Annotated in this window: 19 protein-coding genes; 15 read left to right on the top strand and 4 right to left on the bottom strand. The window is 64.7% G+C overall.

Annotation, left to right across the window (positions count from 1 at the left end; translation table 11 throughout):
- Nucleotides 1-255, bottom strand: a 255-nt coding sequence (locus ACEWQZ_RS00360; RefSeq protein WP_476481085.1) for a hypothetical protein, incomplete at its 3' end; no start/stop codon positions are given.
- A 204-nt stretch (nucleotides 256-459) separates the two neighbouring features.
- On the opposite strand from ACEWQZ_RS00360, the gene ACEWQZ_RS00365 reads away from it, so the two are divergent.
- The 7 genes from ACEWQZ_RS00365 (at nucleotide 460) to ACEWQZ_RS00395 (ending at nucleotide 7134) form a co-directional block, all read left to right on the top strand.
- The gene (locus ACEWQZ_RS00365; protein ID WP_476481086.1) at nucleotides 460-2850 is read left to right on the top strand and encodes a DUF6351 family protein; all 2391 of its coding nucleotides are present in this window, start codon (nucleotides 460-462) and stop codon (nucleotides 2848-2850) included.
- A gap of 113 nt (nucleotides 2851-2963) precedes the next feature.
- Entirely contained in the window at nucleotides 2964-3275 is a 312-nt protein-coding gene (gene rplU / locus ACEWQZ_RS00370; RefSeq protein WP_476481087.1) for a 50S ribosomal protein L21, read from the top strand.
- A 3-nt stretch (nucleotides 3276-3278) separates the two neighbouring features.
- Entirely contained in the window at nucleotides 3279-3539 is a 261-nt protein-coding gene (gene rpmA / locus ACEWQZ_RS00375; protein ID WP_476481088.1) for a 50S ribosomal protein L27, read from the top strand.
- 343 nt (nucleotides 3540-3882) lie between these two features.
- Nucleotides 3883-4929: an Obg family GTPase CgtA gene (gene cgtA, locus ACEWQZ_RS00380; RefSeq protein ID WP_476481089.1), complete on the top strand. Its 1047-nt coding sequence runs from the start codon at nucleotides 3883-3885 to the stop codon at nucleotides 4927-4929.
- 87 nt (nucleotides 4930-5016) lie between these two features.
- A complete protein-coding gene (locus ACEWQZ_RS00385) occupies nucleotides 5017-6615 on the top strand; it encodes a mucoidy inhibitor MuiA family protein (RefSeq protein WP_476481090.1) in 1599 nt (532 codons plus the stop codon).
- A gap of 67 nt (nucleotides 6616-6682) precedes the next feature.
- Nucleotides 6683-6916, top strand: a complete 234-nt coding sequence (locus ACEWQZ_RS00390; RefSeq protein WP_476481124.1) for a FitA-like ribbon-helix-helix domain-containing protein — start codon at nucleotides 6683-6685, stop codon at nucleotides 6914-6916.
- Nucleotides 6913-7134, top strand: coding sequence for a PIN domain-containing protein (locus ACEWQZ_RS00395; RefSeq protein WP_476481091.1), 222 nt, complete (start codon nucleotides 6913-6915; stop codon nucleotides 7132-7134). Before ACEWQZ_RS00390 ends, ACEWQZ_RS00395 begins: the two co-directional genes overlap by 4 nt.
- 305 nt (nucleotides 7135-7439) lie before the next feature.
- Here the strand turns inward: ACEWQZ_RS00395 and rpsT are convergent, their stop codons facing one another.
- The gene (gene rpsT / locus ACEWQZ_RS00400) at nucleotides 7440-7703 is read right to left on the bottom strand and encodes a 30S ribosomal protein S20 (RefSeq protein WP_476481092.1); all 264 of its coding nucleotides are present in this window, start codon (nucleotides 7701-7703) and stop codon (nucleotides 7440-7442) included.
- A 152-nt stretch (nucleotides 7704-7855) separates the two neighbouring features.
- On the opposite strand from rpsT, the gene murJ reads away from it, so the two are divergent.
- From murJ to lspA, 4 genes are all read left to right on the top strand, one after another.
- Nucleotides 7856-9469, top strand: coding sequence for a murein biosynthesis integral membrane protein MurJ (gene murJ / locus ACEWQZ_RS00405; RefSeq protein WP_476481093.1), 1614 nt, complete (start codon nucleotides 7856-7858; stop codon nucleotides 9467-9469).
- An 80-nt stretch (nucleotides 9470-9549) separates the two neighbouring features.
- A complete protein-coding gene (locus ACEWQZ_RS00410) occupies nucleotides 9550-10470 on the top strand; it encodes a bifunctional riboflavin kinase/FAD synthetase (protein WP_476481094.1) in 921 nt (306 codons plus the stop codon).
- Between the two features lie 227 nt (nucleotides 10471-10697).
- Nucleotides 10698-13457: an isoleucine--tRNA ligase gene (ileS, locus tag ACEWQZ_RS00415; protein ID WP_476481125.1), complete on the top strand. Its 2760-nt coding sequence runs from the start codon at nucleotides 10698-10700 to the stop codon at nucleotides 13455-13457.
- Between the two features lie 12 nt (nucleotides 13458-13469).
- Nucleotides 13470-13961, top strand: a complete 492-nt coding sequence (lspA, locus tag ACEWQZ_RS00420; RefSeq protein ID WP_476481126.1) for a signal peptidase II — start codon at nucleotides 13470-13472, stop codon at nucleotides 13959-13961.
- A 508-nt stretch (nucleotides 13962-14469) separates the two neighbouring features.
- On the opposite strand, the gene ACEWQZ_RS00425 is transcribed toward lspA, so the two are convergent.
- A complete protein-coding gene (locus tag ACEWQZ_RS00425; RefSeq protein WP_476481095.1) occupies nucleotides 14470-15153 on the bottom strand; it encodes a Bax inhibitor-1/YccA family protein in 684 nt (227 codons plus the stop codon).
- 136 nt (nucleotides 15154-15289) lie between these two features.
- Between ACEWQZ_RS00425 and ACEWQZ_RS00430 the strand changes: the two genes are divergently transcribed.
- From ACEWQZ_RS00430 to ychF, 4 genes are all read left to right on the top strand, one after another.
- Nucleotides 15290-16375, top strand: coding sequence for a PLP-dependent cysteine synthase family protein (locus ACEWQZ_RS00430; protein WP_476481096.1), 1086 nt, complete (start codon nucleotides 15290-15292; stop codon nucleotides 16373-16375).
- A 555-nt stretch (nucleotides 16376-16930) separates the two neighbouring features.
- On the top strand, nucleotides 16931-17656 hold the full coding sequence (locus tag ACEWQZ_RS00435; RefSeq protein WP_476481097.1) for a 50S ribosomal protein L25/general stress protein Ctc: 726 nt from the start codon (nucleotides 16931-16933) through the stop codon (nucleotides 17654-17656).
- 8 nt (nucleotides 17657-17664) lie between these two features.
- The gene (gene pth, locus ACEWQZ_RS00440) at nucleotides 17665-18243 is read left to right on the top strand and encodes an aminoacyl-tRNA hydrolase (protein ID WP_476481098.1); all 579 of its coding nucleotides are present in this window, start codon (nucleotides 17665-17667) and stop codon (nucleotides 18241-18243) included.
- 192 nt (nucleotides 18244-18435) lie between these two features.
- Entirely contained in the window at nucleotides 18436-19527 is a 1092-nt protein-coding gene (gene ychF / locus ACEWQZ_RS00445) for a redox-regulated ATPase YchF (protein ID WP_476481099.1), read from the top strand.
- Between the two features lie 579 nt (nucleotides 19528-20106).
- On the opposite strand, the gene ACEWQZ_RS00450 is transcribed toward ychF, so the two are convergent.
- A complete protein-coding gene (locus ACEWQZ_RS00450) occupies nucleotides 20107-20970 on the bottom strand; it encodes a prepilin peptidase (protein ID WP_476481100.1) in 864 nt (287 codons plus the stop codon).
- Nucleotides 20971-21276: the final 306 nt, after the last annotated feature.

The following is a 21276-nucleotide window of genomic DNA, read 5'->3' on the forward strand; positions in this document are numbered from 1 at the left end:
GATGGAGATCGCCGGCGACAGGCCCTCGATATGGTCGATATCGGGCTTTTCCATCATCGACAGGAACTGCCGTGCGTAGGCCGAAAGCGACTCGACATAGCGCCGCTGGCCTTCCGCATAGATGGTGTCGAAGGCCAGCGATGACTTGCCCGAACCCGACAGCCCCGTGAACACGATCAGCTTGTCACGGGGCAGCTCGACGTCGACGTTGGCCAGGTTGTGCGTGCGTGCGCCGCGGACGCTGATCGATTTCATTTTCGAGTGCCGCATGAATTCGGGACAAGCCCGTTAATATAGCCCGCCGGCCGTGATTGTGGCAAAGGCCCCGGCGATGAGAGTATGTGAAGACAGCAGGGGGCGCGAACCGTTCGTTCCGATCGGCTTGCACACGACCATTTGCGCCGGGCCGCGCGCTGCGCCCCGGACGCGTTCACACGCATCTGCGAAGGGAGAACAAGCATGCAATCCAGTCTGTTTCGGCGGTGGAAGGGCCGGCTTTTCACGGGCATCGTGCCGGCCGCGGCGCTCGCGGCCTGCGGCGCGGCCTGGGCGGTGGCCGTGCCCCCGATTCCCATTCAGCTCGCCGGCGGGTCCGGCGCCGAGATCGAAATTGTCTCCAGCGCGCCCGACCAGATCACCGGCGGTGACGTGCGCATCGCGCTCGATCCACCCGCCGGCCACCTCAGCAGCCTGTTCATGGCCAACGGCAAGCTGGTCGCATCCACCGCATTTCGTGACCAGGGGGGGCTCGAGTATCTTCTCGACGGGCTACCGGAAGGGGAGAGCACCCTCAAGGCCTGGCACTTTCGTTTCCACGAAGGTCTTTTCTTCCTGCAGCCCGGCGGTCAGGTTGAAGTGGTCAACCACCCGATCACCGGCCCGCTGTTGTCCGGTCCGCAGCAGCACCCCTTCGTATGCTCCGTGGCTGACCAGTTCGGCATCCAGCCGAAGGTCGACAGCGGCAGTCCGCCCGGATTCCGCGTTTACGGCGATGACGGATCGGTCATAGGCTACAGCCGCAACTGCTCCATCGATTCGTTCATCACCTGGCACTACCGCACCACCGGTGACAAGTGGGCGGACTGGCCGGCTGACGGCAGTCGTCCCGACGACCTGGCCACCACTGTGACCATTGACGGCGAAGAAGTGGATTTCGTCATTCGCGTCGAACGCGGCACCATCAACCGCTTCATCTACAGCTACGCGATGCTGGCCGACCCGGATCTCATCGGCACCGGCGCGGCCGACCACGACACCAGCCGCTGGAACGGGCGCCTGCTCTATCACTTCCAGGGCGGCGTCGGCATCGGGCACACCCAGGGCCGCTGGTCATCCAGTCGCGCCATGAAGGCCAAGGTGCTCGGCCTGGGCCACGCCATTGCCTACTCGACCGGCACGCGCACCGGCGAGCACTACAATTTGCAGGTCGGCGGTGAAACCGCGCTGATGACCAAGGAAGGCTTCATCAAGCGCTACGGCGTGCCGACCTATACCGTCGGCCTGGGCGCCTCCGGCGGCGCCATCCAGCAGTATGTCTACGGCCAGAATCACCCCGACCTGATCGATGCGGCCATCCCCGAGCGTTCCTACCCCGACATGGTCACTCAGACCATCCACGTCGGTGACTGCGAGCTGCTCGAGCACTACATGGACGCCACCGATGGCGACAACCCCTTCTGGCAAACCACGAAGAATCGCAGTCTGCTGGTCGGCTTCAACGCCGTTGACTGGATGGGCAACCCGTTCGAGGAGGCCCAGCTGGCCATGGGCTTCAGCGCCGCGCCCGGCATGACCGAATGCGTGCCGGCCTGGCGCGGGCTCTCGCCGCTGGCTCTGAACCCGCATTACGGCGCCGTCGACAACGCTGAGCACTACGAGCCGCTGTCGGCCATCATGGACATCGAATGGACGCACATGGACGACCTGCGCAACATCTACGGCGTCGACGAGAATGGCTACGCCCGCCGCGCCGTCGATAACGTCGGCGTGCAGTACGGCCTGCGCGCCTTCGTCGCGGGTGACATCGACGCCGAGCAGTTCCTGCACCTCAATGCCCGCATCGGCGGCTGGAAGCCCGCCGAAGACATGGTGCAGGAGGGCTTTCCCTTCCTCGGTGATGCCACCCCGGAAAACTTCGACCCCTGGAGCCGCCGCAACATCATGCTCGGCGACGGCAGCGCGCCAGCGCCGCGCCACAGCGGTGACCGGGAGGCGATTGCGGCGCTGTACGAGTCCGGCGAGGTCTTCCATGGCCAGATCGACATTCCCGTGCTCGACATCCGCGACTGGCTCGAGCCGGTGCTGGACATGCACAACTCCAACCAGAGCTTCGCCACCCGCCAGCGCATCATCAACCACATGGGCAACGCCAACCACCAGGTCATCTGGTTTGCCGGCATCGGCGACGAGCCGCCCTATCAGATCGGGCAGTTCGATCTCGAGCGCACCGCGCTGGAAGTGATGGATGACTGGATGGCCAACATCCGCGCCAACCCGGGCAGCTCCGTTGTCGACAATCGCCCCGAAGAGGCCGTCGACGCCTGTTTCCGCTACGACGGTGAGGTGATCGCCGCCGGGGAAGATGTGTGGAATGGCATCCTCGACAGCGGCGCCAGGGGCGCCTGCGCGCAGGCGTTTCCGACCTACACGACCTCGCGCATCGAGGCCGGCGCCCCGATCACCGGCGCGGTATTCAAATGCCAGCTAAAGCCCGTCAGCCGGGCGCTCAACGACGGCACCTACGGCGAGCGGCAGTTTGATTCTGACCAGATCGCCCGCCTCGAGCAGATCCATCCGCAGGGCGTGTGCGACTACAGTCTGCCCGACGCAGGCCGCCCGGCAGATCTGTAGCTGTAGAAGCGCCACCAGCCGGCGGGCGGTCATCGCCCGCCGGCATTGACTCGCACGGCGTCGTTGGGTAGAATTCCCGCTCTTTACTGGCGAGCTTTTGCGGAGATTCATCCATGTACGCGGTATTTTCAACCGGCGGCAAGCAGTACCGGGCCACTGAAGGCGACGTGCTGCGCGTCGAAAAACTGGACGCCGAGCAGGGCGCCAGCGTCGAGATCGACCAGGTTCTGATGGTTGGCGAAGGCGACGATGTGCGCATCGGCAGCCCCACTGTCGAGGGCGGCAAGGTCACCGCCGAGGTGGTGAACCACGGCCGCGGCGACAAGGTTCGCATCATCAAGTTCAAGCGCCGCAAGCATCACATGAAGCAGATGGGTCACCGTCAGCACTACACCGAAATCAAGATCACAGGAATCGAGGGCTAAGCAATGGCTCATAAAAAGGCAGGCGGCTCGACACGCAACGGCCGCGATTCAAATCCGCAATATCTGGGCGTCAAGCGTTACGGCGGCGAAGCCGTTCTGGCCGGCAACATTCTGGTCCGCCAGCGCGGTACCGCTTTTCATGCCGGCGCCAACGTCGGCGTGGGCCGCGACCACACCCTTTTCGCCCTGACCGACGGCAAGGTCAAGTTCGAACGCCGCGGCAAGCCCGTGCGCCGGCACGTCTCGATCGAACCGATCGAGTAGGCGCCACAGGCAACGACAATACCCGCATTCTGCCCCAGCCGGATGCCGAAAAAGCCCTGCCTTCGAGCGGGGCTTTTTCGTATTCGGGGGCGCTATTCAAAATTCCTGGAACGCAAAGACGCGAAACAGCTCAAGAGACAAAACCTGGTCACCACGGAAAGCATGGAAGACACGGAAAGTGAAACAAGGCGAGGCGGAGGAATGCGTGCCGGGCTGATGATTCTGGTTTGATGCTTTCCGTGGTTCCATTGTTTTCTCTTACTCCGCGTCTTTGCGTCGTAAAGGTTTCATTCTCCCCGCGGCTGTTCCCGGCAAGCCGGCACCAAGCGGGTAAAATGCAGTCATGAAATTTGTTGATGAAGCTACGATTCGCGTCGCCGCCGGTAACGGCGGCAATGGTTGTGTCAGTTTTCGGCGCGAGAAATTCATTCCCAGAGGCGGGCCCGACGGCGGCGATGGCGGCGATGGTGGCCAGGTCTGGCTGGCCGGCGATTCCGGGCTCAACACTCTGGCCGACTTCCGTCACGCCCGCCAGTTCAAGGCAGACAACGGCCGACCCGGCGCCGGTCGCCAGCGTACCGGCAAGTCGGCTGACGACATCGTTGTGCACGTGCCGCTGGGCACCATTGTCACCGCTACCGAGACCGGCGAGCTGATCGGCGAGATACTCGAGCACGGTCAGCGCATGCTCGTTGCACGCGGCGGCAGCGGCGGTCGCGGCAACATCAACTTCAAGTCTTCCACCAATCGCGCGCCGCGGCAGTCGACGCCCGGCACGCCGGGCGAAACGCGCGAGCTGCATCTGGAGCTCAAGGTGCTCGCCGACGTCGGTCTGCTCGGTTTTCCCAATGCCGGCAAGTCAACGCTGGTCAGCGCGGTGTCCGCGGCTCGGCCCAGGGTAGCCGACTATCCCTTCACCACGCTGCACCCCAATCTGGGCGTGGTCCGCCTCGAAGCGGGGCGCTCGTTTGTCATCGCCGACATCCCCGGCCTGATCGAAGGTGCCGCCGAAGGCGCTGGCCTGGGGATTCAATTCCTGAAGCATCTGCAGCGCACCGGCCTGTTGCTGCATCTGGTCGAGATTGTCCCGGCCGATGGCAGTAACCCCGCCGATCAGGTACGCGCGCTCGAACGCGAGCTCGAGCAGTTCAATCAACACCTGGCCGGGCGCGAGCGCTGGCTGGTATTGACCAAGATCGATCAGCTCGACGACGAGCTGGCACGCGATGCCGCTGCTGAGATCATCGAGCAGCTCGATTGGCGCGCACCCTGGTATGCGATCTCGGCGGTGGCTCACAAGGGGCTGGACAAACTGACCGGCGACGTGATGAACTACCTTGAGCAAGGCGGCGGGACCACCCAGGCTGCTGCAGAAAACCCGGCCGACTGAGCCCACAATCCTGTTGGCGCCGCTGGGCTCGCTCCGCTCGGCCGCGGTCTTTCCGCCTGCAGCGTCTTAATCAACCGGAGAAGCGTAATGCTAAGGATTCCAACGGCAGTTCTCACCCTTTTCTGGCTCTTCCCGGCGGGCGCCGCGGTCGAATCGGTCACCGTCTTTCCCGACCGCGCGACGGTCACGCGTGTCTTCGAAGTCGAGGTCAGGGCCGGCAGCGGCGAGCTGACCCGCTCCGACCTGCCCACCGGCCTGTCGCGCGACAGCCTGCGAATATCCGCCACGGGGCCGGAAGGCCTGCGCCTGGGTGCCTACCAGCTCGAGACGGTGCGCGGCAGCGAGCGCGTCAGCGAGCGCGCCCGCGAGCTCGAGCAGCGCCTCGAGAAGCTGCGCGAGGAAATGCACGCGGTCGACGACGACATCCAGGCGCGCGAAATGCAGCTCAGCCTGCTGCGCTCGCTGGCCAACGGGGCGGGGCAGAGCGACGGCAAGCTCTCGCTCGACGGCTGGAGCAAGGCGCTGGAGACGGTGGGCAGCGGCGCCGAGGCCGTGCTTTCGGCGCGCCGCAAGCTGCAGCACCAGCGACGTGATCTGAATGCACAAATCAAGCGTCTGGAACAGGAGCTCGCCGATCTCGGCCAGCGCCAGCGCGATACCCTCGCACTCAGCCTGGCCTGGGAGGCTACTGCATCCGGCACGGCCGAATTCACCGTCGAGTACACCGTCGGCGGTGCCTATTGGCGGCCGGTTTACGAGTGGCGCCTGGACACTGAAGGCCACAAGCTGCAGATCATCCAGCTTGCCGAGGTGCGCCAGCGCACCGGCGAAGACTGGTCCGACGCCGAGCTTCGGCTGTCGCTGTCGCGCCCGTCGGCCGGCGGGCGCCTGCCCGAGGTCTCGCCGTGGTGGGTGGATGTGGAACAGCCGCTCGAAGAGCAGGCCCGTGATTCAGCGGGGTTTGCCGGCGATACCCTGCAGCGCAGCGCGATGGTGGCAGCAGAAGCCGCGCCGGCAAAGTCCGCGGCCGGCTGGGATACCGCCGCGCTGGTCGGCAACGAATACACCCAGGCCTATCGCGTGCCCGGCCGCGCCAGCGTGGCCTCCGACAACCAGCCGCATCGCTTCCGCCTGGACGAGCACGCCGTTGACGTGGCCCTGAGCGCGCGCACGGTGCCGCGCTACCAGCCCACCGCCTGGCTCTACGCCGAAGGTGACTGGGAAGGCGAGCTCGCGCTGCCGCCCGGCTCGGTCACGCTCTACCAGGACGACACCCTGGTCGGTCAGACACGCTTCGAGGGCGTGGCGCCCGGCGGAGAGCTGGCCTCGAGCTTCGGCGTCGACGACCGCATCACGGTCGAATACGAACTGGTGCGCGACGATCGTTCAACCGAGGGCATGCTGCGCAAGTCGACCGTGCTCACCCGCGCACACGAGATTTCAGTGAGCAACGGCCATTCACGCCCGATCGAGCTGACCGTCTTCGACGCCATGCCGGTCTCGCGCGACGATCGCATCGAAGTTTCCCTTACCGACTCGAGCACACAACCCGACCGCCGCAAGGTCGACGACCGCCCCGGCGTACTCGCCTGGGACCGCGAACTGGCGGGCGGAGAGGAATTGAAGCTCACCGTCGGCTATCGTCTCAGCTTCCCGGAAGACCTGCCGGGTATACAAGGGTGGTGATAGCCGGGTGACGCGAGTCCGGAGTGATATCATGTGCTATCAGTGGTGATGAATGGATGGTGCCCAAATGGGCAGCTTGAGCGTCAGACGATTGGATCGGGAAACACTGGAGCTGCTCCGGATGCGAGCAGCTCGCAATGGTGTTTCGATGGAGGAGGAGGTTCGGCGGATCATTCGCCATGCCGTGGCTCCGCCCCGGCGTCTGGGCGATCTGGCGCTCGAGTTCTTTGGCGAGTCGCACGGCGCGACGATCGAGTTGCCCGATCGCGCTCCCCATGAGCCGATCGATCTGGATTCGTGATTCTGCTCGACACCAACGTCCTGTCAGAGCTCATGAAGCCCCGGCCGAATGTCGGTGTGGTCGCTTGGCTCAATGAGTCGGAATCCACACGACTGTGGCTGAGCACCATCACGATAGCCGAGATCGAGTATGGGATTTGTGCCTTGCCGAAGGGCGCTCGTGGTCGGATGCTGAGATACCGATTCGAGAGGTTCGTAAAGGCTGTATTCACCGGGTGAGTGCTGAAGTTCGACTATTCTGCGGCAACGATTTACGGCGAAATAATGGCCCATCGGAGAGCGAGCGGTCGGCCAATGAGCACGGCGGACGGCCAGATTGCGTCAATTGCGCTGAGCCGAAACCTTGAGTTGGCAACCCGCAATATACGGGATTTCGAGGGGTGCGGGCTGGATCTGGCCAATCCCTTCAAGTGATCACCCCAGTGTGGGCAAAGAGCAATTGCGGGGAAAAAAGCAAGTGCAGGCAAAGAAAAAGCCGCGCTGTCAGGCGCGGCTTTTTCGTGTTCGGCTTGTGCCCGAAAGGCTCAGGCCATGTCGCGAACGTGCTGATTGAGCCGCGACTTGTGGCGGGCGGCCTTGTTGGCGTGCATGACGCCTTTCGAAACGGAGCGGTCGATGGCCGGCACGGCGGCCTTGTAGGCCTGCTCGGCCGCGGCCTTGTCGCCCGACTCGATGGCGCGCAGCACCTTCTTGATCTGGGTGCGCACGTGCGATTTCTGCGAGGCATTGAGCTGGCGATGCTTCTCGGCCTGGCGGGCGCGCTTGCGGGCAGATACGCTATTGGCCACGTTGGAGTCTCCTGAAAAAAATCGGTCATTGGAAAACAAGCAGGCAATTATCGGATGAATGGGGTCAGGAGTCAAGAAGCCATGTGCGATGCATATGCAGGCTGCCGCGTCGGGCCATGCGACGCGCTGGCAGCAGTGGGTGACTGAGCGCGATGAGCCTTCTCAAGAGCATCTTCTCGTTCAGCTCGATGACGCTGATCTCGCGGATTCTGGGCTTTGCCCGTGACGTCGTGTTCGCGCGCTGGTTCGGGGCCGGGCCGGCGATGGACGCTTTCGTCTTTGCCTTCAAGATTCCCAACTTCCTGCGCCGGCTGTTTGCCGAGGGCTCGTTTTCGCTGGCCTTCGTGCCGGTGCTCAACGAATACCGCGAAAAACACGACCACGCCCGCCTCAAGTCGCTGATCGACGCCACGGCCGGCAGCCTGATGGCGGTACTGCTGGTAGTCACCGCGCTGGGCGTGTTCGCGGCCGGCGGGGTGGTCACGCTGTTCGCGCCCGGCTTTCTCGACGACCCCGAAAAGTTCCGGTTGGCCACCGACCTGCTGCGGGTGACCTTCCCCTATCTGCTGTTCATCGCGCTCACGGCGCTGGCCGGCGGCATTCTCAACACCCTGGGTCGTTTTGCGCTGCCGGCGCTCACGCCGGCGCTGCTCAATGTGGCGCTGATTACCGCGGCGGTGGCCTTCAGCCCGCTGTTCGAGCAGCCCATCAAGGCGCTCGCCTGGGGCGTGCTCGCCGCCGGCGTACTCCAGCTGGCCGTGCAGCTTCCGCTGCTGGCCCGTCACGATGTGCTGCCGCTGCCAAGGCCCGACTTTCGCCATCCGGGAGTCAGGCGCATCATGAAGCTGATGGTGCCGACCCTGTTCGGCTCTTCCGTGGCGCAGGTCAGCCTGCTGTTCGACGTGTTCTTCGCCTCGCTGCTGGCCTCGGGCTCGCTGGCCTGGCTGTACTACGGCGATCGGCTGATGGAGTTTCCGCTGGGCATGTTCGGCGTGGCGCTGTCGGTGGTGATCCTGCCCACGCTCTCGTCGCTGCACGCGCGCAACGGGCGCGCGGAATATCGCGCCGTGCTCGACTGGGCCGTCACTCTGGGGCTGATCATCGCGCTGCCGGCGGCGGTGGGCCTGGCGATGGTGGCCGAGCCCCTGATCATCACGCTCTTTCACCACGGCGCCTTCACCGATCAGGACGCGTTGATGGCGGCGCGCGCGCTGCTGGCCTACAGCCTGGGCCTGCCGGCCTTCATCGGCGTCAAGGTTCTGGCGCCGGCCTACTTTTCGCGTCAGGACACCAGAACGCCGGTCAAGATCGCCGTCATTGCCCTGATCGCCAACATGGGGCTGAACGTGTTGTTCGTGATCGCGATTGCCTGGTGGCTGGCCGGTGGCAGCGATGCGGGCGGCTTCTGGGTCATGCTGGCCAATCATCCCGGGGCGCACGCCGGGCTGGCGCTGGCTTCCAGCGCGTCGGGCTGGATCAACGCCACGCTGCTGTGGCGTGGTCTGCGCCACCAGTCGCTCACGCCGCGGCTGCCATGGCGCCGGGTAGGGCAGGCGGTTGCCGGCTGCCTGGTCATGGCGGCGGTGCTGCTGGCCCTCCAGCCCGACGTCGGGCGCTGGCTTGCGGCCACAACGGCGTGGCGCGCCGGCATGATCGCGCTGGTGATTGGCGCGGGCGCGGCAGCCTATGCACTGGTGCTTATCGCCACCGGCCTGCGCCCGCGCCACCTTGCCCGCCCGGCTCATGGCAAAAGCACCCCGAGCTGATCGCCTGCGCACCGCCGGCCGGACACGCTGCGGCACTTGCAGAGCGACAGGCTCAAAACGGGTACAATCCATGGCTTGCCATGCGACTCGTCAGACACTTCAATCCCGACCGCGACAGATGGCCCGCCACCTCGGTGGCCGTGGGCAATTTCGACGGTCTCCACCGCGGCCATCAGGCGCTGATCGAGGCTGCCCGCAGCGGCGCCGGCAAACTGACGCCGGCGCTGATGTGTTTCGAGCCGCTGCCGGCCACCTTCTTCAAGCCGGACTCGCCGCAGCCGCGCCTGCTCAACGTGCGCGACAAGATTCGTCTCACGCGCGATTACGGGCTGGATCTGATGTTCATGCTGCGCTTCAACGCGGGCTTTGCCCGTCAGAGCCCGGAGCGTTTCGTGCGCGATGTGCTGGTGCGCGGTGCGCGTGCCGAACGTGTCGTTGTCGGCGCGGACTTCAATTTTGGCTCGCGGGCGGCCGGTGACGTTGCCATGCTCAGAAAGCTGGGTCGGCGCTACGGCTTCGAGGTCGAACAGGTCGAGGCGGTTGTCGACGGCCAAGAGCGTATTTCATCGACGCGCATCCGCACCGCGTTGTTCGAGGGCAAGCTCGGCGAGGCCGAGCGCCTGCTGGGCCGGCCCTGTCGCATATCCGGCCGGGTGCTGCGCGGCCGCCGTCTGGGCCGTAGCCTGGGGTTCCCAACGGTCAATATCCGGCCGCCGAACCCGCCGGCGCTATCGGGCATCCTGGCCGCCCGCGTTTCGGGCGCCGGCCTGGTTGCGCATCCCGGTGTCGCCAGCCTGGGCCGCCGCCCGGTGCTCGGCGGCACTGACTGGGTGCTCGAAGTGCACCTGTTCGATTACGATGGCGATCTGTACGGCAAGCACCTTGAAGTCGAGTTCGTCGAGTTCATTCGCACCGAAGAGCATTTTGACGACCTCGAGGCGCTGACCAAGCAGATGGAGAAGGATGCTGACAAAGCGCGAGAAGTGCTGCTGCATGAATGAACAAGCACCAAACGCCAATTTTCAAACAAGGACCTGATGACCGAGCTTCCAATGATCAAGACAACCCCGGCCAAGCTGAGGGGTTTCGATCATTGGGAGTTGAGCATTGAGGTTTGTTGGTAAATTGGAATTTGGTAATCGAAAATTTCCTGAAACTGAACCCAGAGCCCTTGAAAACGCCCGTGGACTACAAAAAAACCATCAACCTCCCCAAGACCGCCTTTCCGATGAAGGCTTCGCTTGCCCAGCGCGAGCCCGGCATGCTCGAGCAGTGGTATGCCGACGAGCTCTACGCGCGTCTGCAGGAGGCCACCGCAGACCGTGAGACCTTCGTGCTGCACGACGGCCCGCCGTATGCCAACGGCGACATTCACATCGGGCATGCGGTCAACAAGATTCTCAAGGATTTCGTGGTGCGCTCGGCGCTGCTTGCCGGCTACCGCGCGCCCTACGTGCCGGGCTGGGACTGCCACGGCCTGCCGATCGAGGTGCAGGTCGAAAAGAAGGTCGGCAAGGTCGGTCAGAAGGTCGATGCTGCCACCTTTCGCCAGAAGTGCCGCGAATATGCCGATAAGCAGATCGCCAACCAGCGCGAGGACTTCAAGCGCCTGGGTGGGCTGGGTGACTGGGCCAACCCCTACGCCAGCCGCGACTTCAGCTACGAAGCCGACATGCTGCGCGCGCTGGCGAAGATCGTCGAGCGCGGCCATCTCAAGCGCGGCGTCAAGCCGGTGCACTGGTGCTTCGACTGCGGCTCGGCCCTGGCCGAGGCCGAGATCGAATACCAGGACAAGACCTCGATTGCCATCGACGTGCTGTTTCCTGCGGTTGATCCGGAAAAGCTCGCCAGCCTGTTCGGTGTCACCGGCCTGGCCGACGATGCCGGTATCGCCATCTGGACGACCACGCCCTGGACCATTCCCGCCAACCAGGCGGTCTGTCTGAACGCCGAGCTCGACTACGACCTGGTGCGCGGCATGCGCGACGGCGTCAAACGCGATCTGGTGGTCGCCAGCGAGCTGCGCGAGGCGGTGTGCGAGCGCATCGGCCTGGACAAGGTCGAGGTGCTGGGCACCATTCGCGGCGACCAGCTCGAGCATTTGCGCCTGCGCCACCCCTTCAACGACTACGAGGTGCCGGCCATCCTCGGCGAGCACGTCACTACCGAAACCGGTACCGGCGCGGTTCACACCGCCCCCGGCCACGGTCAGGAAGACTTCGACGTCGGCCAGGAATACGATCTGCCGGTGGTCAACCCCATCGACGGGCGCGGCGTGTTCGTCGACGAGACCCCGGTGGTTGGCGGCCAGCACGTGTGGAAGGCCAACGCCATGCTGGTCGAGCACATGCGCACCAACGGCACGCTGCTCTCGGCCGAGGACTTCGACCACAGCTACCCGCACTGCTGGCGCCACAAAACGCCCACGGCCTTTCGCACCACGCCGCAGTGGTTCATCGCCATGGATCAGGCCGGCCTGCGCGAACAGGCCCTGCGCGAAGTCGACAAGGTGCGCTGGGTGCCCGACTGGGGGCAGGCGCGCATCCGCGGCATGATCGAGACCCGGCCGGACTGGTGCATTTCGCGCCAGCGCACCTGGGGCGTGCCGCTGGGCTTTTTCATCGACCGCGACAGCCAGCAGCCGCACCCTGATACCCCCGAGCTGCTGCACAAATTTGCCGACATCGTCGAATCCGACGGCGTCGACGCCTGGTACGCCGACGACATTGCCGAGCGCCTGGGCGTCGACGGCGAGCAGTACGAGCCGGTGCCCGACATCCTCGACGTGTGGTTCGACTCGGGCGTGACCCATCACTGCGTGCTCGACAAGCGCGCCGAGCTTACGCGCCCGGCCGACATCTACCTGGAAGGCTCCGATCAGCATCGCGGCTGGTTCCAGTCCTCGCTTTTGACCTCGGTGGCCATGCACGGTGTCGCGCCATACAAACAGGTGCTCACCCACGGCTTCACCGTCGACGCCGAAGGCCGGAAGATGTCGAAGTCGCAGGGCAACGTCGTCGCCCCGCAGCAGGTCATGAAAACGCTCGGCGCCGACATCCTGCGCCTGTGGGTGGCCGCGGCCGATTACCGCCAGGAAATGAGCGTCTCCGACGAGATCCTCAAGCGCGTGGCCGACGCCTACCGGCGCATCCGCAACACTGCCCGCTTTTTGCTGGGCAACCTGCACGATTTTGACCCGACCACCGACGCCCGGGCACTCGACGAGCTGCTGCCGCTCGATCGCCATGCCGTCGACATGGCCGCGCGGCTGCAGGACGAGGTCACCGACGCCTATCGCAACTACCGCTATCTCAACATCTACCAGGGCGTGCATCACTTCTGCTCGGTCGACATGGGCGCCTTCTATCTCGACATCATCAAGGATCGCCTCTACACCCTGCCCGAAGACCACCCGGCGCGGCGCTCGGCGCAGACGGCCATGCACCATATCCTCGAAGCCCTGGTGCGCTGGCTCGCCCCGATCTGCTGCTTCACCGCGGAGGAGATCTGGAAGGAGATGTCCGGCAAAAATACAGAGTCGGTCATGCTGGCCACCTGGTACGACGGCCTGACGAGCGGCGAAGACAGTGTTCGTGACACCATTGAGCGCCTGCGCAAGGTGCGCGAGGTGGTCGGCCCCTGGCTCGAGCAGCTTCGGCGCGACAAGACCATCGGCGCCTCACTGGCGGCAGAAATCACGCTGGAAGCCTCCGGAAAGCTGGCTGAATCGCTCGCCTCCGTCGGCGACGAGCTGCGCTTTTTCTTCATCTCGTCCGACGTGCATCTCGCGCCGGTGGCCGAGCCGATGGAAACCGCCGACATCGACGGCGACACCCTCAAGCTCAGCGTCAAGCCGACTGAGCACGCCAAATGCGTGCGCTGCTGGCACCATCGCGACAGCGTTGGTAGCAATCCCGACCATCCGGAAATCTGCGCGCGCTGCGTGGTAAACGTTGAAGGGCCGGGCGAGACTCGGCACTGGGGTTAGCGCATGTTGCCGATGCGTCCCTGGCGCTACGGCCTGTGGCTGGGCATGGCCGCATTGATCGTGCTGCTTGATCTCTACACCAAGCAGCTCGCCATGCAGCATCTCGAGCTCTACCGCCCCAATGCGGTGTTCTCGTGGCTCAACCTCACCCTGGCTCACAACACCGGCGCGGCGTTTTCTTTCCTGGCCGGCGGCAGCGGCTGGCAGCGCTGGTTTTTGTCCGGCGTGGCCGTCGTGATCGTTGGTGTGCTGCTGGTCTGGCTATGGCGCCTGCCGCATCGCGCCCGCCTGCTGCCTGCGGCGCTGGCTTTGATCATCGGTGGGGCCATCGGCAACCTGATCGACCGCATCCGCTTTGGCTACGTCGTCGACTTCATCGACGTCTACTACGCCGACTGGCACTGGCCCGCCTTCAACCTCGCCGACTCCGCCATCGTCGTCGGCGTCATCCTGCTGCTGCTGGACAGCCTTCTTCCAAGTCGCGTTCAACACCACCACGCTTGAGCCTGGCTTGTGCCGGAGGTTGCAATGGCTTCGCAGGATGCGTGCAGCGAAGCCCAACGCATCAGCGCCGGCTCGGGCGCCCACACCCCCCGCGACGGCACGCCCGCACATTCCGTGATGACACGCCCGCAGCCCCGAACCAGAAAGCCGGTAGCCCCCGACTCGATCCGGGGCCTCTTTGAACGCAGGCGCTCTCGGCAGGAAGATCCCGGCTCAGGGCCGGGAGTACGGCGGCCAACCAGGCAGCTCAGAGCCCGTCGCCTCGGCAAACCCCGAACCCCCGGACCAGCAAATCCCAAACCCCCGGACCAGCAAACCCCGAACCCCCGGACTCGATCCGGGGCCTCTCTGAGCGCAGGCACCCTCGGCAGGAAGATCCCGGCTCGGAGGCCGGGAATGCGATGCTGTGGGCGATGCAACATGCGCCGGGGTTGCGCGCGCGTCCACGATAAAAAAACCCCGGCACGGCGGCCGGGGTTTCGAAGGGGTGGGGACTGTCTCCAGCGCCTTACTCTTCGCCGAAGAAAAAGCCGAACAGCTGCAGCAGGCTCAGAAACAGGTTGTAGAGCGACACGAACAGCGTGACCGTCGCCATGATGTAGTTGGTCTCGCCGCCTCTGACGATCTGCTGGGTCTGGTAGAGAATCAGGCCGCACATCAGGAGCGCAAACATGCCGCTCACGGCCAGGCTCAGCGCCGGCATATTGAAGAACACGGCAATCAGGCTGGCCACGAAGGCCACCAGAATGCCGGCAAACAGCATCGGCCCGATGAACCCGAAGTCCTTCTTGGTCACCATCGCAAAGCCCGACAGGCCGACAAAGGCCACGCCGGTGGCGCCCATGGCGGCAATGACCAGCTGGTCGCCGTTGCTGAACATGGTCGTGTAGGCGCTGATGATCGGGCCGATGGTCAGGCCCATGAAGCCGGTCAGCGCAAAAGTGGTCAGAATGCCCCAGGCCGAGTTGCGCAGCGCCTGGGTGGCGAACAGCAGGCCGAAATAGCCCACCAGCGTGATCACCAGCCCCGGGTGCGGCCAGTTATTGGCCATCGAAAGCCAGGCCACGCCGGCACTGAACAGCAGCGTCAGTGACAGCAGGTTCCAGGTGTTGCGCAGCACGCGGCGCGCATTGTCGTCCATCGCGGTCGAGCGACCGCGGCTGATGGTATGTGCACGAAGGTTCTCGCTCATTGTGGGCGTTGATCCTTGAGGTTGAATGATGAGTTGCGAATAGTCAGACCGCAATTCTAGCAGGAAGGTTTCAGGCCCGCCTTGATTCTATTCAGTCGCGGTATCATGCCGGGAGACCAATCACCGGGCCTTTTGCATGACCTCCACTCGCTGCCGCTGGGTCGCTGATGCGATCCGGGCCATTGATGCCGACTTCAACCGCTCTGCCGACACCCACCTGATCCGTGCAGACATGCCGGCGGCCTGGCAGGGCTGGCAGATCTATCTGAAAGACGAGTCGATTCACCCGACAGGCAGTCTCAAGCACCGCCTGGCGCGCTCGCTGTTTCTCTACGGCCTGTCCAACGGCTGGATCGGGCCCGACACGCCCATCGTCGAAGCCAGCAGTGGCTCCACGGCGGTGTCAGAGGCTTACTTTGCGCGCCTGCTCGGCCTGCGCTTCATTGCCGTGATGCCGCGGGATACCTCGTGCAAGAAAATTTCAAAGATTGCCTTCTATGGCGGCGAGTCGCATCTGGTTGAACCGGGAGAAATCTATTCGGAATCCGAGCGCCTGGCGCGTGAGCTGGGAGGCCACTACATGGACCAGTTCACATACGCCGAGCGCGCCACCGACTGGCGTGGCAACAACAACATTGCCGAATCGCTGTTTGCGCAGATGGCGCTGGAGCCGCAGCCTCATCCGCGCTGGGTGGTGGTTTCGGCCGGCACCGGCGGCACGGCGGCCACTATCGGCCGCTACATGCGCTATCGCTGCTTTGCCGGCTGCCCCACCCAGATGTGTGTGGTCGATCCGGAGAACTCGGTCTTCGCCGACTATTTTGAGAGCCGCGACGCGAGCCTGACCACTGACCAGGCCTCGCGCATCGAGGGCATCGGCCGGCCACGGGTCGAGCCGAGCTTCATACCGTCGCTGGTCGATCGTATGGAGCGTATTCCCGATGCGGCCTCGATGGCCGCAGTTCGCTTTCTGGAGCACTGGCTGGGCCGGCGCTGCGGTGGTTCGACCGGAACCAGCCTGATCGGCGTCGTACGCCTGCTCGCCGAAATGCGCCAGCGCGACGAAAAGGGCAGCGTGGTCACCCTGCTGTGCGACGGCGGTAACCGCTACGCTGACACGTACTTTGACGACGACTGGCTCGCCGCCGAGGGGCTCGATATCGATCCCTGGATGGCGGCGCTGGAGCGCTGGGCCGAAAGCGGGCAGTGGGAGGAGCCGTGAAAGTCGTCCGTCGCGGATGTAACCGCAACCTACGCAGGCCGCCGACGAGCCCCGCACACACCGGGCAACGTAGGTCGGCGTTACATCGCCGACGGACAACGCGGCGGGCCTGACCACGCGTGGCTGACGTCGGGGCGCTCCGGTACCTCGTCCGTCGCGGATGTAACCGCAACCTACGCAGGCCGACGACGAACCGCCCACGCACCGGGCAACGTAGGTCGGCGTTACATCGCCGACGGACAACGCGGCGGGCCTGGCCACGCGTGGCTGACGTCGGGGCGCTCCGGTACCTCGTCCGTTGCGGGTGTAACCGCAACCTACGCAGGCCGCCGACGAGCCCCGCCCACGCACCGGGCAACGTAGGTCGGCGTTACATCGCCGACGGGCGACGTGGCGTGCCTGGCCACGCGTGGCGGCTCTAACCGGGCCCCACAACCCGCACAACGCGACAGCGGGCTTTTGCGCGGGCTCGAAGGGCGCTATAATGGCGGGCTTGTTCCGACTGCCTGGTCGCGGGCGGTCGGTCATTCAACCCTTGGAAAGAGACGAATCGTCATGGCGAAACAATACAAGATTCCGGCAGAAATGCGTACGGACGTGGGGAAAGGTGCGAGCCGCCGCCTGCGCCGCGCGGGTCGGGTGCCGGCCGTGGTTTACGGCGGTGATCGCGACGCGGTCAGCATCACCATCGACCACAACTACCTGATGCATGAATCCGATGAGCAGGCCTTTCATTCCTCCGTGCTCGAGCTGCGAGTGGGCGAGAAAAGGCAAAAGGTCGTTCTTCGTGATCTGCAGCGTCATCCGTTCAAGCCCGTACTGATCCACGCCGATTTCCTGCGCATCTCTGACGATCAGGAAATTCGCATGCAGGTGCCGCTGCACTTCATCAACGAGGAAATTTCGCCGGCCGAAAAGGAGGCCGGTGTGGTCATTTCCTATCAGGTCATGGATGTGGAAGTCGAATCGCTGCCTGGCGACCTGCCGGAGTATCTGGAGGTTGATCTGGCCAAGCTCGAGCCCGGCGAGAGCATCATGCTCAGCGACATCGAGCTGCCTGAAGGCGTGATACTGCCGATGCTCCACTATGAAGGTGAGGAGCACGACTACTCCATCGTTACCGCGCTCTACATCCGCGCCAGCCAGGGCACGGGCGAAATGGCTGCTGAAGCCGATGCCGCCCTTGACGAAGGCGCTGAAGTCGAAACCGTGGGCGAAGAAGCCGCCGCTGCCGAAGACGCCGAAGGCGAAGACGAAGGCGACGACGACAAGCAGGACTGAGCGCGCCGTTGACCGACCGCTGGCTGATTGTCGGCCTGGGTAACCCGGGCAGCAGATACGAGAGAACCCGGCACAACGCCGGGTTCTGGCTCATTGACGAGCTCGATCGACGAGAGTCGCTGGGCCTCAAACCCAACCGTAAGCTGCACGGCGACGCCGCCAAGGCGCCCTTTGCCGGTGCAGACTGCGTGTTTCTTCGCCCCGGTACCTTCATGAACGAATCGGGCCAGGCGATTCGCGCCGCAACCGACTACTTCAACGTGGCACCCGAGCAGGTGGTGGTGGCATATGACGACCTCGACCTGCCGCCGGGCACCGTCAAGCTCAAGCTTGGCGGCGGACACGGCGGGCACAACGGGTTAAGAAGCACCTTCAGCCACCTGGGCAGCCAGAATTTCTGGCGCGTGCGCATCGGCATCGGCCACCCCGGCTTCAAGGAGGCGGTGACGCCGTGGGTGCTCAGCCGGGCCGGGGCCGAAGATGAAAAGGCCATCCTCGACGCCGTTCAACGCGCCGTGGACGCTTTGCCGCACCTGCTCGAAGGTGATTCCGGCGAGGCGATGAAGAGGCTGCACACCAAGCCATAAGCACCCTGCAGCACCGGATTTGATCGGGAGCCTCTCTGGCGCCGGCACCATAGCCAGGAGGATCCCGGCTCCGAGGCCGGGAATACCATAGCCAACAAGCTCGGGCAATCGAGGAAAACACCCGTAGCATGCGTGAAGGCGAAGCCGTAACGTATCAACAAACCAACCAACCGAGAGAAGCGAGAACAACCCATGGGTTTCAAATGCGGCATCGTCGGCCTGCCCAACGTGGGCAAGTCGACGCTTTTCAACTGCCTGACCAAGGCCGGCATCCAGGCCGAGAACTACCCGTTCTGCACCATCGAGCCCAACGTCGGCATGGTGCCCGTGCCCGATCCACGCCTGGATGAACTGGCGGCGGCGGCCCGGCCCGAGCGCACGCTGCCGACGATGATGCAATTTGTCGACATTGCCGGCCTGGTCTCCGGGGCCTCGCGTGGAGAAGGTCTGGGCAACAAGTTCCTGGCCCACATCCGCGAAACCGACGCCATCGCTCACATCGTGCGCTGCTTCGAAGACGACGACGTCACCCACGTCTCGGGCCGCGTTGACCCGGTCTCCGACATCGAAACCATCGATACCGAGCTGTGCCTGGCCGACCTGGAAGTGGCCGAACGCGCGCTCGACAAGATCAGCCGCCAGGCCAAATCCGGCGACAAGGAAGCCATCCGCCAGGCTGCGTTGCTCGAGCGCGTCGTTGCCCACCTGGGCGAGGGCCAGCCGTTGCGCACCCTCGAAATGGACGACGAAGAGCGCGTCGCCCTCAGAACCTGGCAGTTCATCACCCGCAAGCCGGTGCTCTACGTAGCCAACGTTGACGACAGCGGCGCGCACGACAATGCCCACGTGCGTGCCGTGCGTGACTACGCGGCCGGCGAACAGGCCGAAGTCGTGGTGCTGTGCGCCGCCATGGAGGCCGAGCTGGCCGAGCTCGACGACGAAGAACAGGCCGAGTTCCTCGCCGACCTGGGCGAAGACGAACCCGGCCTGCACCGCCTCATCCGCGCCGGCTATGCACTGCTGGATCTGCTTACCTTCTTCACCGTCGGGCCGAAGGAAGTGCGTGCCTGGACCGTGCGCAAGGGCTCCACCGCCCCGCAAGCAGCCGGACGCATCCACACCGACTTCGAAAAGGGCTTTATCCGCGCTGAGGTCACCGCCTACGACGATTTCATTGCCTGCAAGGGTGAAGCCGGCGCCAAGGCCGCCGGCAAATTGCGGCTCGAAGGCAAGGACTACATCGTCAATGAAGGCGACGTCATGCACTTCCGCTTCAACGTCTGATTGCCACCTCGACCGTCGGCGATGTAACGCCGACCTACTCATGTCGCTGCCCGGACGGCGCCGGATAGGCGCCGCGTAGGTCGCGGTTACATCCGCGACGGACGAGGCTCCGGATCGGTACCGGGGTCAGCGACGTGTGTCCAGTCCCGCCACGTCGTCCGTCGGGGACGTAGCCCCGACCTACCCATGTCGTTGCCCGGACGGCGCCGGATAGGCGCCGCGTAGGTCGCGGTTACATCCGCGACGGACGAGGCTCCGGATCGGTGCCGGGGTCAGCGACGTGTGTCCAGTCCCGCCACGTCGTCCGTCGGGGACGTAGCCCCGACCTACTCATGTCGTTGCCCGGACGGCGCCGGATAGGCGCCGCGTAGGTCGCGGTTACATCCGCGACGGACGACATTCGTCGTTTCCGCGCACACGTGAGCCATGTGTGTCGCGATCGTCCGGGTTGTCCGTCGGCGATGTAACGCCGACCTACGGCATTGCGCGATGCGTGGGGGGGGTCGGCAGCCTGCGCAGGTCGCGGTTACATCCGCGACGGACGAGGTTTCAGCCAGGCACGGCCAACCCGCCAACTGGTCACAGATACAACCAGTAATCCACCATCCGCTCCCCCCAGATCAGCGCAATCCACCCGGCGGCGGCGAGATACGGGCCGAAGGCGATTGGCACTTCCTTGCCGCGGCGGGTGGCGATCATGATGGCAATGCCCGAGACCGCGCCCACCAAAGAGGCCAGCAGAATCACCACCGGCAGCACCTGCCAGCCCATCCACGCGCCCAGCGCGGCGAGCAGCTTGAAGTCGCCGTAGCCCATGCCCTCCTTGCCGGTGACGAGCTTGAACAGGTGGAACACCGACCACAGCGCCAGGTAGCCGGCAATGGCGCCGATCAGCGCACCCTCGACGCTGGCAAACAGCCCCAGCCACAGGTTCAGCGCCAGGCCCAGCCACAGCAGGGGCAGGGTGATCTGGTCGGGCAGCAGCTGGTGGTCGAAATCGATTCCCGTGGCCGCGATCAGCGCCCAGGTCAACACCAGCGCGGCCGCGCCCTCGGGCGTGGCGCCAAAATGAATGATTACGGCCGCCGACAGAGCCGCTGTGACCAGCTCGACCAAGGGGTAACGAAAAGAAATCGGCTCGCGGCAGCTTCGGCACTTTCGCCCCAGCACCAGCCAGCTCACCATCGGAATATTGTCGTACCAGGCAATCGTTGCCTTGCAACGCGGGCAGTGCGAGCGCCTGGCTACCAGCCCCGGCGGCGCCGCTTCCGGTTCGTCGATCTCCAGCAGTTCCCGGCACTGACAGCGCCAGTCGTGAAACAAACGCGCCGGCAGCCGCAGAATCACCACGTTGAGAAAACTGCCCACCAGCAGCCCGAGAACAAAAACGGCGGTCCCGAGAACCGCCGGCGGCAGTGCGTTCAAAGTGTCGAAAAATTCCAAGCCAGATTCCCTTGTGTCAAAAATGATGCCTCCGTCCCCCCGGACCACGATCCGGGGCCTCCTTTACGCAGGCGCCTTCAGCCAGAGAGATCCCGGCTCAAGGCCGGGAATACGGCAACTAGCCAGCCAATCCAGTACCCCGTATCCCCGGACCACGATCCGGGGCCTTCCTGAACGCAGGCGCTGCCGGTCAGAAGATCCCGACTAAAGGCCGGGAATACCGTAGTTGGCGCAAAGCCGCCGCATCCCCGGACCCGATCCGGGGCCTTCTCTAACCACGGCGCCTTTGGATGGAAGATCTCGGCT

The sequence above is a fragment of the Wenzhouxiangella sp. YN1 genome (assembly GCF_056324145.1).

Bases quoted from the DNA above. Each gene is read 5' to 3' on its own strand.
- ychF (WP_476481099.1), top strand. From the start codon at position 18,436: ATGGGTTTCAAATGCGGCATCGTCGGCCTGCCCAACGTGGGCAAGTCG.
- ACEWQZ_RS00430 (WP_476481096.1), top strand. From the start codon at position 15,290: ATGACCTCCACTCGCTGCCGCTGGGTCGCTGATGCGATCCGGGCCATT.
- murJ (WP_476481093.1), top strand. From the start codon at position 7,856: ATGAGCCTTCTCAAGAGCATCTTCTCGTTCAGCTCGATGACGCTGATC.
- lspA (WP_476481126.1), top strand. From the start codon at position 13,470: ATGCGTCCCTGGCGCTACGGCCTGTGGCTGGGCATGGCCGCATTGATC.
- rpmA (WP_476481088.1), top strand. From the start codon at position 3,279: ATGGCTCATAAAAAGGCAGGCGGCTCGACACGCAACGGCCGCGATTCA.
- ACEWQZ_RS00385 (WP_476481090.1), top strand. From the start codon at position 5,017: ATGCTAAGGATTCCAACGGCAGTTCTCACCCTTTTCTGGCTCTTCCCG.
- ACEWQZ_RS00425 (WP_476481095.1), bottom strand. From the start codon at position 15,153: ATGAGCGAGAACCTTCGTGCACATACCATCAGCCGCGGTCGCTCGACC.
- rplU (WP_476481087.1), top strand. From the start codon at position 2,964: ATGTACGCGGTATTTTCAACCGGCGGCAAGCAGTACCGGGCCACTGAA.
- cgtA (WP_476481089.1), top strand. From the start codon at position 3,883: ATGAAATTTGTTGATGAAGCTACGATTCGCGTCGCCGCCGGTAACGGC.
- ileS (WP_476481125.1), top strand. From the start codon at position 10,698: ATGAAGGCTTCGCTTGCCCAGCGCGAGCCCGGCATGCTCGAGCAGTGG.
- ACEWQZ_RS00435 (WP_476481097.1), top strand. From the start codon at position 16,931: ATGGCGAAACAATACAAGATTCCGGCAGAAATGCGTACGGACGTGGGG.
- ACEWQZ_RS00365 (WP_476481086.1), top strand. From the start codon at position 460: ATGCAATCCAGTCTGTTTCGGCGGTGGAAGGGCCGGCTTTTCACGGGC.
- ACEWQZ_RS00410 (WP_476481094.1), top strand. From the start codon at position 9,550: ATGCGACTCGTCAGACACTTCAATCCCGACCGCGACAGATGGCCCGCC.
- ACEWQZ_RS00390 (WP_476481124.1), top strand. From the start codon at position 6,683: ATGGGCAGCTTGAGCGTCAGACGATTGGATCGGGAAACACTGGAGCTG.